We start from the raw sequence: 12455 nt of genomic DNA on the forward strand, positions 1-12455 counted from the left end.
CCTTTAGAAATTTGGTTTTGTGAAAATCCCCGAACTGCTGATACAAAATTTGAGACAAATATTTTAGAGTTAGTTCCACCTCAAACATTACTGTTATTAGATAGAGGGTTTTATCATTTTAACTTTTGGCTCCAATTAATTGCAAAAAAAGTTGATTTTATTACTCAATTAAAAAAGGGAGCAGCAATTCATGTAGAACAAGTATTTACAGATAGCTTTGCTCTGAAAGACTGTTTAATACATCTTGGTTCTGGCACAAAGAAGACTCCCTTTGTTACCCTACGTCTAGTTGAGATTCGTTCAGGCAAGACATGGCATTCTTATTTAACGAGTGTGCTTGACCCTACAGTTTTACCTCCTTATGTTGTAGCTGATTTATACCGCCGAAGATGGAGAATTGAAGATGCTTTTAATACTGTAAAGCGGCTCTTAGGTTTAAGTTATTTATGGACTGGTTCTGTTAATGGTGTTCAATTGCAGATTTGGGGTACTTGGTTATTTTATGCTGTATTAGTTGATTTAGGTGATGCTGTCGCCGACGAACTTTCTCTGCCTTTTGACTCCATTTCTTTAGAGATGATTTATCGCGGTCTTTATCATTTTTATGTTGCTCATCAAAAAGGTAAAGCAACTGACCCTATCAAGTATTTTGCTACACCAGAAAATCAAGATTTAGGTATTGTTAAACGACAACGAAAACCGAACATGAAATTAATCGTTGCGCCCTTCCCTGATCAACAACGAGGCACACCTGAATTTTTCTTTCAGCCATCTTCTCAAATCCCCTTGACAACTGCCTCACAACCTTAACTTGTGACCAATGATCGTTACCTAAGTTATCATCGCCAAAAAATTGTTTGTCTTCTTCTTTTTGGTTCATTTTTGACAAAAAGCCAACTTCATTACTAGTAAATATACAAACGACTACCGTATGATTACGAAGTCTGATTTACAAAAGTTAAAGCATAAACCGCAGTAATAGAAGCTAGTTTTTTGTGAAAAATTATCCGTCATTCCCATTCGACCTGATCCCAATCAGTTGTGCTAACGTCATCTAGCAAAACATCATCGTTTCGTTCTGTCATTGCTGCAAAAGCTTCCTCCCACCCAACCCGTAATTTTGGTGCAGCACTAATAATTAAATGATCGTTATGAACCTCTATTTCGACTTGTGTGTGGATACCGCTTTGTTCTAATAAGAGTTTGGGAATAAGAATACCTTGAGAATTACCAATTTGAACAACTCGGCTTTTAATAGCTGCGCTCATGTTTAAATAATTTTAGAAAGAGTTTGTAATTACAATGTAATTATGGACAGATAAATGGTCAAGTACAACAAAAAATAAATTTTGATTTTTAGAGAGCGATCACTTTATGCTTGATGTGATGCGATCGCTCTCTACACTACCACTTAGCAGTTACGATTTGAGGTGCTGAATCAGGTGATACTGGCTCGAAATGTAAGGCCATAAATTTTTCTGGACGTAAACCGACAGATTCGTGACTATGAGCGCTCAGAAACCTGTCTTTTAGCACGTAGTTGTTCTAAAAGAATATTAACTTCATCGAGGAACTCGCTACCAAGCTTTATAAATCGTCTTTTGTCTTTGAAAGTATATTGTTTCAACCAAGAATTGAAAAATTCTGAACCAGAATAAATATTTGCTGTTGTCATAGTCCGGGCTATTGGGGATTTTTTTGGCAATTGGTGGAATTTTATAAATAAAGCTTTAATGGCATAAATTGGATTTTTCAGAATCTTCTGCCACTTTTTCTGTCTTATATTTGCCTTCCGCTTCTCGAAGAATAGCGATCGTTCTAAGGCAAGAGCTAGTTCGTTTATTAAATCTTCTGATTCTTCTATTGCAGGCAACAGATTTCGTTCGTAGATTACAGTTGTCATGCGTTTACAGAATGCTGGATAGTGATATAGCTTGATTAGATTTAGTAGCTCTTGTCCTGTTATCTGCGATGGGCGATTTCTTATCCACTTTTGCCATTGAATTGAGTCTTTGACCCAGTAAAAAGAAGATTTACATCCTATATATAGTAAATATATACAGAAACAGGTTGTATAAATTATACTGAAATATAATCCTATTTGATTTATTGTAGATTCTGGATTATTAATCATAAAATCTCTGATTTTTATATATAAAATATAAAAAAAAGTAATTAAATATATCCAAATATTCTTTAAAATATAAATACAAATTTCTATAATTCTTTTGTAGTTATAAATAAGATATAGTAAAGGAAATATAACTAATAAAACCCAATATACTGGAGCAGTAAATTGCCCTGTATTAGCAGCTAATATAGCAAAAATAGACCAAAGCAGTGAAAAAACTAATATACAAATTATGGTCGACGTATTCCAAAACAATGTAAAAAACGCAAAACGAATAAACACAGATACAAAATTCAATTTAGAATCCCTTTTCTGTTGCGAAGGACGTTTTATTTGACCCCAAGGTAAGTTTAAATACAATATATTAGATTCGGCAAAATTTCCTAATGTAAGATGAGAAACAATCAAAACAGTAGCAATTAAAGTAGCGATGGTAATAGAAGGAACAAAGGTGATATTTCGCAACATTAAAATTCCAACCAGCCAGAGAAATAAAACAATGTGTAATATGAGATCAATAGGTTTAATCCATTGTAAAAGTCGCATGGTATTAATATACTTTCCCGCCTGATCCAACCGAGATAGATGTGCATGAGTAGCAAAACGCTCTTGGTACAAACGATTACGAGCAAATAGACTCAAAAGTGCCTTACGAATATCAGCAGCAACATCATCAGGAATCTTACCTAGTCGAGCTGTCTGCCGATAGGCAACTTCTTTCATCCATTGGCTTTCGCTAGCAAAGGCATGACGGAGTAGCCAAAGTAAAACTGGCTGAGGAGTAATTCCTGCCACTTCCAAACTCCATTTCTGATCAGAAAGAGTTCCTTGAGTGGTAGTTGATAATAGGAAACGTGCTACCTGTGTTTGAATGTCATCAGGTAAGTCTTTGATTCGACTTATAAAGCCATCTTGTAAAAGTCCTAACAAATGAAGTATGCCAAAAGGCCAAGAAAAAGGTTTAAGAATTGAGTTGTTTCTAGTGGGTGTCTTTCTATTAACGTATTCAACGGGGTCGTCAATAAGTCCTGAGAAGTTACCTAGTATTTCGTCAAGAAGAAGCCGTGCATCATCCAAAATGTGTGCAAAGACTTCTGGAGGCTGAGTGTGAAAGATGACGACAGTAGTTTCTCGCCATCGTCCATCAGTTAATAGCTGTCTAGGACTGATACGATGAGGCTCCCGAAGAACGACACAGGTTGCAAAATATTCCTGAAACCTACGATGAGCAAAAGTAAACAATTGAGCCTCACCTGGTATTGTTTCTGTCTCAGAGCGTGCTAGTTTGAGATACTCCAAAGCATTCAGAAGTTGCTCAAAATGCCCTGGTACTCTGAAGCCAAGGCGACCCATAGCACTCTGGATACTCTCACGAGTAGGACTTAGCCCCAAGCCTGGGTCTACCGACATACAAAAAGCAACCTTTTCTGCGTTAGCTCGCACCTCAGGAGGTTCGAGATTAAAACGCCTTTTTAGGCGCTCTTCGTCGCGTGTTAATCGCTTTTCTAAATAACTTTCAAATACGCTGTGGGTATTTTGAGGGAAAGGATTTCCACTTCGCATATTTTCGCATAAAATACCTAAAAACATCGGATTCCTAGACATTTCCAAGATTTCTTGGGGAGCAATTTCGAGTTGTCCGATGAGGTTCCTTTCTATGCTTTGTTCGAGTTCTGCTTTGTAAATCAGTTTTTTTAATCGGTCATTTTCTAATGGTAGAATGCGAAACCGAGGCCAACCCAAATGCTTGGGCCCACGAAATTGCCGAGAAGCGATAATTCCTCGGCATTGGTTAAATCCACTCAAAAAATCATCAATCGCTACAGCATAATTTCTGATCGCTTCATCTGCCTCAACAGAGCTTAATACTTCAGGCAATTCATCAAAGGAATCAAACAGAAATAACCAGGTTCCTTCCTTAATTCCTCGTTGAAATTCTTCTTCTAAAAATTCCTCAATATCCCGATCATTTACTCTGTTTAATTCTTGTTTTATAAAAGATTTTATTTGTTCACTGTCAATTTTGTCTTTAGAGGAACGTTCTAGTTTTTTGAGGTTAATATACAGGGGAATAATACTCTTGATACTCCGATTTTTCATGGCACGTTGAGCCATCTTCTCAGCAACATGTCGTAGAGCAACACTTTTTCCTGAACCTGGTTCACCTTCGGCCAAAATGAGTCTTTCTCTACTTAACTCAAGGGCTTTAGAAAGAGACTGTTCGCGACGTAATCCTTTCTGGGTTAGTTGAAAAAATGGCAATAGGGGAAATCCTTTTCGTTTTCCTTCTGCTTCGACCTCAGCTTCCAATTCAGTAAAGCGATAATCTTTCCACTCCTCACGATTGTTTAGCTGCCGAATCTCATGCTCTATGTATTGGGCAAATCGCTGTCGTTTACGACTGCGCCTTCTTTCCTCTTGGTTATAAAATATTGGCCAAAATTGTTCTACCCAAATTTTTTTGATTTGACTCAATATAAAAAGCAGTACCCAGACTACTATTAGAACAGATATAATAACTAAAAAATAGTCAGCTGTTCGAGATAGCCAGGTAGGTTCTTTTCCTTGAAAAAATCTTGTTGATATTAGCTTATTCAATTGATCAAAGAACTTTAGTATTTTTTCTGGATCCATACTTTTTTCTCTTTTTGCTTAGTTGAGTCTATATAAATTTATGGTTTTAGAGCTAGATGTGCTGTAATTTTTCAAATTAAGAATATAAATATTAACTAAATATTTTGAATTATTACAATTACTACCTTCCAGGTTCAAATTACCTATATTGATTCACTCCTCTCTCTGTGTCCTCTGCGCCTGAAGCGTTTAAAAATAGGTATTCTTCTGGCAGTAAGAGAGTAAATTTTTGTAACCTACTATTAAAAAATTTTCCATATAAATACTAAAAACTAGCTGTCAACCACTACATAAATTAATTAGAGGAATTATTGCAACTCTTGATTGTACAGAAAGTTTTTTATAATTACCAGGTATTGAAATAAACACTTTGGAAAGCGGAAGTTGAAAAACGGGTCTGTTATCATACATTTTGCTGACAGATTTGTAAATACACTTACAGCAAAACGGTTATGGTATCTTCATACTACAAGAGTTACTGTGATGCAACTATGTAAAAATAACAATAATTTACACCCATGTTCTGAACCACCGTACCCCTAGTGTTCGTAGTTCCATAGATTTTTGATGTGACGGTTCGTGAAAATTTGTCCAAGTCAAAGTACACTCAGTAAAAATTTCTGGTTAAAAACTGCTTGAAAAATGGAAGAACTCAGGATAATGAATCATAATTAACCTCTATAGATTTTCGCCATCAGCCATCAGTCATAATCTGAGATGCTGATTGCTGAAACCTTTTGATTCAACTTAACTAATTGACTATGAATTCAGAACAAGTCAAAGGTTCTCTCAATATTTCGCCAATACGTGTAGGTGTACTAGGCTTTGGCGGACTAGGACAAGCAGCCGCCAAGCTACTTGCTGGCAAACGGGAAATGATTTTAGTCGCAGTCGCAGATCAAAAAGGCTACGCTTACGCCGCAGAAGGTTTAAATATTCAACAATGCATTGCAACTTACCAGTCTCAAGGTTCAGTAGGTTATTTAGAACCAGTCGGGACATTAACAAATCGTAGTATTCAGGATTTACTCGATCGCACACAATCTGTAGACGGTTACTTTCTAGCTTTACCCAACCTACCTAACGACTTTATACCTTCTGTTGCCAAGCAATTTATCCAATCTGGTTGGCGTGGGGTGCTAGTGGATGCAATCAAGCGTACCAGCGCCGTAGAACAACTATTGGCAATGAAAAAGGAACTGGAAGCCGCAGGCATTACTTACATGACAGGATGCGGGGCGACACCTGGACTATTAACCGCCGCCGCCGCTTTAGCCGCCCAAAGCTACGCCGAAATTCATAAGGTTGAAATTACCTTTGGCGTGGGAATTGCCAATTGGGAAGCTTACCGGGCCACCGTCCGCGAAGACATTGGGCATATGCCTGGTTATACTGTGGAAACTGCCAGGGCAATGACTGATGCCGAAGTAGAAGCATTACTAGATAAAACAAATGGCGTGTTGACCTTGGAGAACATGGAACACGCCGATGATGTAATGTTAGAAGTAGCGGGAATAGTGGGGCGCGATCGCGTGACTGTTGGCGGCGTTGTTGATACCCGTAATCCTAAAAAGCCCCTCAGCACCAACGTTAAAGTCACTGGACGCACCTTTGAAGGTAAAATTTCCACCCATACCTTTACCTTGGGAGATGAAACCAGCATGGCGGCTAATGTTTGCGGCCCTGCCTTTGGCTATCTCAAAGCTGGTAGGCAATTGCACCAGCGCGGCATCTATGGCATATTCACTGCTGCTGAAATTATGCCCCAATTTGTTAAGTAATAGTTAGGAGTTTAGAGTTAGGAGTTGAGAGTTTGAATATCTTAAGTTGTCAAATTGCAATTTTTGATTTGACTCACAAATTCCAACTTCTAACTCTTCACTTTTAAACGGCAGTTGCTACCCTTCGGGTTCCGCGTTAGCGGTACAAGTCGGCAAAGCCTTTCGGCAGTCGCTCATGGGGGGAACCCCAAGACCGCGCTGCCTCACCAACGCACTGCCTCATCCTAACTATTCTAAACTTGGGGACTTTCTGAAGAACAAGAGTCAATTAAATTATCTTCAATTAACAATTGGGTTGTTTGCATAATAAATGGCAGTTCAGTACCCACAAGACCTCGTTGAATACGTTCTGATGTTTCAGGAAAAACTATAAACAAAGGATATATCGTATTAGCTCCCTCACTCAAAATATGACTGTGGCGGGGAGGCATTAGCCACTCATAATCTTGATCTAGACATACCTGGGTTTGTCGCCAGCGGCCCAACAAATCAGAAAAGTCTTCGTGGGGACGATGAATAAAAATCAAAATTTCAACACCCGTTTTGATTTTCCACTCTGGATCGCACATTAAAATTGCCACATCACAAGGTAGACAAGTCGCCTGTGGGGTTGTCGTCACAGTACTACGAAAGCGAACAATTGGCAAAGGGATAGTGATCACACTATCATCTGGACGGCGTAGACTGGGAATCATTTCCAAGTATGGTCGGTGTTGCTTGAGTAAAGCGATCGCGGCTAAATGATTGCTATACTCAGCCAAGCTCGCTTCGTAGTGAGATTTTTGTACAGGCATGGGTTATTAAATTAGTTAAGAGTGAAAAGTGAGTACTTAAAAATTAAATTTCATAATTGTTATAAATTAAGAGCTAGTAATTAACTATTTCAACTTCTAACTCCTAACTCATAACTCCTAACTTTTAATTATCCCAGCTTTTCAAATACCTTGAATAGAGGCAGATACATCGCTAGGATGATCGTACCAACCATGCCCCCTAGAACTATGATCATTATCGGTTCTAAAATACTAGTTAATGCTTTGACTGCTTGCTCAACTTCATCTTCATAAAAATCGGCAATTTTCATCAACATTGCATCTAATTCACCAGTTTCTTCACCGATACTAATCATCTGAATTGCCATAGCAGGAAAAACTTTATCTTTTTGCAAGGCAATACTAATCATGCCTCCTTGTTGAATTTCTGAACGCGCCCCATTTATAGCATTGGCAACGACTTGATTTCCCGATGTATCTCGCACAATTTCTAAAGAAGTAAGAATTGGTACACCTGAGCGAGTCAAAGCACCAAAAGTTCGGCTAAAGCGAGCTACTGAAGATTTTTGAATCAAGTCACCAAACAACGGCATCTTCAGAGAAAGACGGTCAATAGTTTCCTTACCAACGCGAGTCTTGTAATACTGTTTATAAGCAATTCCTGCACCTATGAGCGTAAAAACTATACCTACAGACCACCAACTTCTTAAGATTTCACTACAAGTCATCAAGAATTGAGTTAGAGCAGGCAATTCAGTTCCTAAATCTTTGAAAATACCAGCAAAAATCGGGATAAGAAAAACAGTCATACCGACAAAAATAGCGGTAGCTAAAAAACCAACAACAACTGGATAAGCTAGCGCTGATTTAATTTGGTTTTGTAATCGAGCAACATCTTCTAATAACTTGGCTAACCGAGCGAGTACTTCGTCAAGTACACCACCAACTTCGCCCGCTTGAATCATACTGACATACAAACCATCGAAGCAGTCGGGATGCTTACGCATAGCATCTGAAAGATTAACACCACTCTGTACATCATTACTAATATCGGTGAGAGCTTGTTTCAGTTTCGCATTAGTACACTGATCGGATAGCACCCCCAAACCTCTAACAATTGCTACTCCAGCATTTACCAAGGTAGCAAGTTGACGAGAAAAAACCGCTTTTTCCTTAACCGTAACCTTAACAAAAGAATTCTGGACTTTTTTCAAATCAAAGCTTGATTGAAAGCCTTGAAATTGTTTGAGTTCTTGGACTACAAAACCTTTATCCCTAAGATTAGTACGGGCTTGCGCTAAGGATTCGGCGCTAACTTTTTCTGTTCTAGTTTTTCCTTGTGAGTCCCGAACACGGGCAACAAATGTTGGCATGGATTCAGAAATTTAAAATTCAAATGTAGTAATTTAGCCCATAGTCCATAGTCTATAGTCCATAGTTATTACTAATAACTAGTGACCATTGACTATTAACTATTGACTCCGTTGATATTTAATGCTATCTGCTTGCTCCAACACCAGGTTTTGCACTTCCTGGCTGCGGTGCAGCACTACCAATAAGACGTTGAATTTCATCTGGTTTAGAAGTTTTAGACATCGCCGCTTCAAAGGAAATAGTTCCAGCTTTATATAAATCTGCTAAGACTTTCTCTAGAGTTTGCATCCCCAATTTGCCGCCTGTTTGAATAGCCGAGTAAATTTGAGATGTTTTGCCTTCTCGAATCAAGTTAGAAACAGCGGGAGTAACGATTAGAATTTCTTGAGCCATTATCCGACCATACTCGCCTGGTTTGGGATTTTTCTTCGGTACTAAAGTCTGGCTAAATACTGCTACTAGCGAGTTAGACAACTGTACCCGCACTTGGGTTTGTTTTTCATGGGGAAAAACATCGATAATCCGGTCAACAGTTTGTGCCGCAGAACTGGTGTGCAGTGTACCAAATACTAAGTGGCCTGTTTCTGCTGCTGAAATCGCCAAAGAAATCGTTTCCAAGTCCCGCATTTCCCCCACCAGAATAATATCTGGGTCTTCCCGCAAAGCTGCTTTCAAGGCATTAGCAAAACTCTTGGTATCTTCACCAAGTTGTCGTTGGTGAACTAAGCTTTTGATTGGTTCGTAAACAAATTCAATTGGGTCTTCCACCGTTAAGATATGCTCTGCCTTAGTGCGGTTAATCAAATCGATCATTGCCGCTAGAGTAGTTGTCTTTCCTGAACCTGTGGGGCCTGTCACCAGAATCAGTCCTCTAGGCTTGTCGGACATTTCCCGCACCACATCTGGCAAACCTAATTTTTCAAAGTTAGGAATTTTAGAACTTAATGCCCTTAAACAAGCAGCATAAGCACCACGTTCTTTATAGACATTGACCCGGAAACGAGCTAATCCCTTCACACCATAAGAACAATCTAATTCCCATGTCTGCTCTAAGGTTTTACGCTGGGTATTGTTCAGCATACTAAAAATCAGTCTTTGACACTGGTCAGCGGTCATTGGTTGGTCGCCGATAGGAGTGAGTTTGCCACTGATACGGAAGTAGGGAGGTAAACCAGCGGATAAATGCATATCCGAGCCACCCATTTCAATCAATTGTTCCATCAAGTCTTCAATCATCAATTCCATAGTTCTACTTCCTTGGTTAGTTGTTAGTTGTCAGTTGTCAGTAGTCAGTTGTTTAAAACCACTGACTACTGACCACTGACTATTGACTAATCTTGAAAACGAGGTGTCATACAGTAAGGACAATCTAGCCATTCCGGTTTTAATTCAGCACTACAAGTGCGACAGGTAAGACCACTCTTGCGTTTGGCTTTTAACTCTGCTTCCAAACCTGTGTCAGTAAAAGTCACCCGTTCTACTTCTTCGAGGGTGGTGGCTCCTTGGCTTACTAAGTCCAAACTATAGGCCAGTAAGGTTTTCATCCCCTCTTCAACAGCTACTTCTTTGATACGTTCTGTTGGTGCTTCTTCGTTAATTAGGGTTTGCAGGTTTTCGGTAACTCGCATGACTTCATAAACACCACAACGTCCTTTGTAGCCAACACCGTTACATGTTGGGCAAATCGAATGATTTTTGGCTTTGGCTTCATTTATAGCTTCTAATGTCAAAGTGTTAGCCTTGTAGAAAGTTATTCCTACATTTTGGGAAGCAGATAGACCATAGCGAGCTAGTTCTTCAGTAGTGGGAGTATAGGGAATGCGGCAATCCGAACATACACGCCGCACCAAGCGTTGGGCTAGAACACCAATCAAAGAACTAGAAACCATGAAAGGTTCAATACCCATTTCTCCCAAACGAGCGATCGCTCCTGGGGCATCATTGGTATGTAAGGTAGTTAATACTAAGTGACCAGTTAAAGCAGCTTCAATGGCTGTTTTTGCTGTTTCTTTATCCCGCGTTTCACCCACTAGCAGTACATCCGGGTCTTGTCGCAAGAAAGCTCGCAAAGCGGTGGCAAAATCTAGGCCTTTTTCCCGAATTACCTGTACTTGAGTAATCCCTGGCAAACTGTATTCAATTGGGTCTTCTACGGTACTAATATTAATTCCAGGAGAGTTCTTTTCTGCCAGTGCCGAATACAGCGAAGTTGTTTTACCAGAACCAGTAGGCCCAGTTACCAAAATCAACCCAAAGGGACGGCTTACCATCTCCTGAACAATCTGTAAAGTTTCCGGGTCAGTAATTAACTTATTCAATCCCAGTTGGGTGGAGGAGTTATCCAAAATCCGCAGTACTACCTTTTCCCCATAGCGACTGGGCAAGGTGTTCACACGGAAATCTACCTTCCGACCCTCAAATACCCGTCGAATACGACCGTCTTGAGGTAAACGTCGTTCGGCAATATCTAGATTAGAGATGATTTTGAATCGGGCTGTCACCGCCGGAATGATTTTTTTCGGGAGTTCAGGAAAAGCTTCCCGCAGTACCCCATCCTTACGAAAACGAATGCGTAAATTTTCTTCTTGCGGCTCAATGTGAATATCAGAAACCTTCTCGTGCAAAGCTTTTGCTAGAATTCTGTTGACAAGGCTGATGACTGGTGCATCCTCTGCACCCTTCATTGCTGCTCCTAAGTCAGCCTCCATATCATCAGGAGCATCTTCTAGGTCGAGATTCCCTAGATTTTCTAAATCCTGATTGATATCTGTAAATTTTTCTTGTTCTAGGTGCTTTTGGCGTACAGCCAATTCATCCAAATATTGGTTGATCAGCTGTTGATAATCTTCCTGTGTAATCACCATCCGCTGTAATGCTAAGCCTTGGGGGCGCAAAATGCGGTTCAAGTCGTCCGAAGCTTCTAGATTATCCGGATCGACCATTGCCACTAAAACACAGGGCGGATTTTGCTCTTCGTTTTTTGATAGTGGTACTAGGCGATGGCGACGACAAATATCTACGGGAATCAAGCTTTCAATCAGGTTCCCCACCATCGTGCTGCCAATGGTATTGACTTCCGGATCGAGGAATTCAACACCGTATAGTATCTTCAGTTCAAATAGCTGCTGTTTCTTGTATTGCCTGAGAAACTCAGGTGTTAGTTGTCGCCCAGTGATTGATTCCAGCACTTCTGTCAGGGGTCTGCCAGACTTGCGGCTTTCAATCAACGCCTGCCTCATCTGTTCGGTATTGACGTAGCCAGATTGTACTAGCTTGCTGCCAAAGGGTGAAAACTCTGTTCTAGTAGTTAGAGCGGTACTGCGCCGTTGTGGTGACGAGTAAGTCATAAATGAGCAATGAGTAGGGAAAACCTCTGGTTAAAGTATTCCCAGGCTGAAGCACAGAATTTTCATTTACACTGAGCAAATTCACTTTAGTGTTAGGACTTACGCAGCTAGATTATTTGTTGAGGTTGGGAATAGGGAATAGGGCATGGGGAGATGGGGAAACTAAGAGAATAATTTCTGTCTTGTGCCTCCTGTCTCCTGCCCCTGCCTCTTGTTATAACTAATGATAAGGGTGCGAAATATATCCAGCGCCACTCGTCTACAAGACCTATTCTTAAAGCTGTCCTGCTAGTTCGGCTTACCGTCCCTAGAGCGTTTACGCTAACGTGTTCACCATTTGTCACAATAAGAAGACGGTTACATCAGTTCCAGTCAAATTTTGGCAACAAAATCAGCTTTAGCTGCAAACCTTGTA

8 protein-coding genes are annotated in these 12455 nt (G+C 39.9%); 2 read left to right on the forward strand and 6 right to left on the reverse strand.

Annotated features, from left to right (window positions below):
• Window positions 1-810: transposase (locus I8748_RS20765; protein WP_198126454.1), on the forward strand; the 810-nt coding region annotated here is incomplete at its 5' end.
• Between the two features lie 200 nt (window positions 811-1010).
• On the opposite strand, the gene I8748_RS20770 is transcribed toward I8748_RS20765, so the two are convergent.
• Together I8748_RS20770 and I8748_RS20775 are read right to left on the reverse strand one after the other, a co-directional pair.
• Window positions 1011-1268 carry an AbrB/MazE/SpoVT family DNA-binding domain-containing protein gene (locus I8748_RS20770; protein WP_198126455.1) on the reverse strand — a complete coding sequence of 86 codons (258 nt, stop codon included), beginning with the start codon at window positions 1266-1268 and terminating at the stop codon, window positions 1011-1013.
• A 236-nt stretch (window positions 1269-1504) separates the two neighbouring features.
• Complete coding sequence (locus I8748_RS20775; RefSeq protein ID WP_214662684.1) at window positions 1505-4765, reverse strand: NACHT domain-containing protein; 3261 nt, start codon at window positions 4763-4765, stop codon at window positions 1505-1507.
• A gap of 761 nt (window positions 4766-5526) precedes the next feature.
• Between I8748_RS20775 and bioU the strand changes: the two genes are divergently transcribed.
• Window positions 5527-6546, forward strand: a complete 1020-nt coding sequence (gene bioU, locus I8748_RS20780) for a (S)-8-amino-7-oxononanoate synthase BioU (RefSeq protein WP_198126457.1) — start codon at window positions 5527-5529, stop codon at window positions 6544-6546.
• A 233-nt stretch (window positions 6547-6779) separates the two neighbouring features.
• Here bioU and I8748_RS20785 read toward each other — a convergent pair whose 3' ends face one another.
• From I8748_RS20785 to I8748_RS20800, 4 genes are all read right to left on the reverse strand, one after another.
• The gene (locus I8748_RS20785) at window positions 6780-7340 is read right to left on the reverse strand and encodes a hypothetical protein (RefSeq protein ID WP_198126458.1); all 561 of its coding nucleotides are present in this window, start codon (window positions 7338-7340) and stop codon (window positions 6780-6782) included.
• Window positions 7341-7468: 128 nt separating this feature from the next.
• Complete coding sequence (locus I8748_RS20790; protein WP_198126459.1) at window positions 7469-8692, reverse strand: type II secretion system F family protein; 1224 nt, start codon at window positions 8690-8692, stop codon at window positions 7469-7471.
• Window positions 8693-8816: 124 nt separating this feature from the next.
• Window positions 8817-9938, reverse strand: a complete 1122-nt coding sequence (locus tag I8748_RS20795; RefSeq protein ID WP_198126460.1) for a type IV pilus twitching motility protein PilT — start codon at window positions 9936-9938, stop codon at window positions 8817-8819.
• A gap of 86 nt (window positions 9939-10024) precedes the next feature.
• Window positions 10025-12040: a GspE/PulE family protein gene (locus I8748_RS20800; RefSeq protein ID WP_198126461.1), complete on the reverse strand. Its 2016-nt coding sequence runs from the start codon at window positions 12038-12040 to the stop codon at window positions 10025-10027.
• Between the last annotated feature and the right edge of the window lie 415 nt (window positions 12041-12455).

It is taken from the genome of Amazonocrinis nigriterrae CENA67 (assembly GCF_016056305.1).
Lineage (GTDB): Bacteria > Cyanobacteriota > Cyanobacteriia > Cyanobacteriales > Nostocaceae > Amazonocrinis > Amazonocrinis nigriterrae.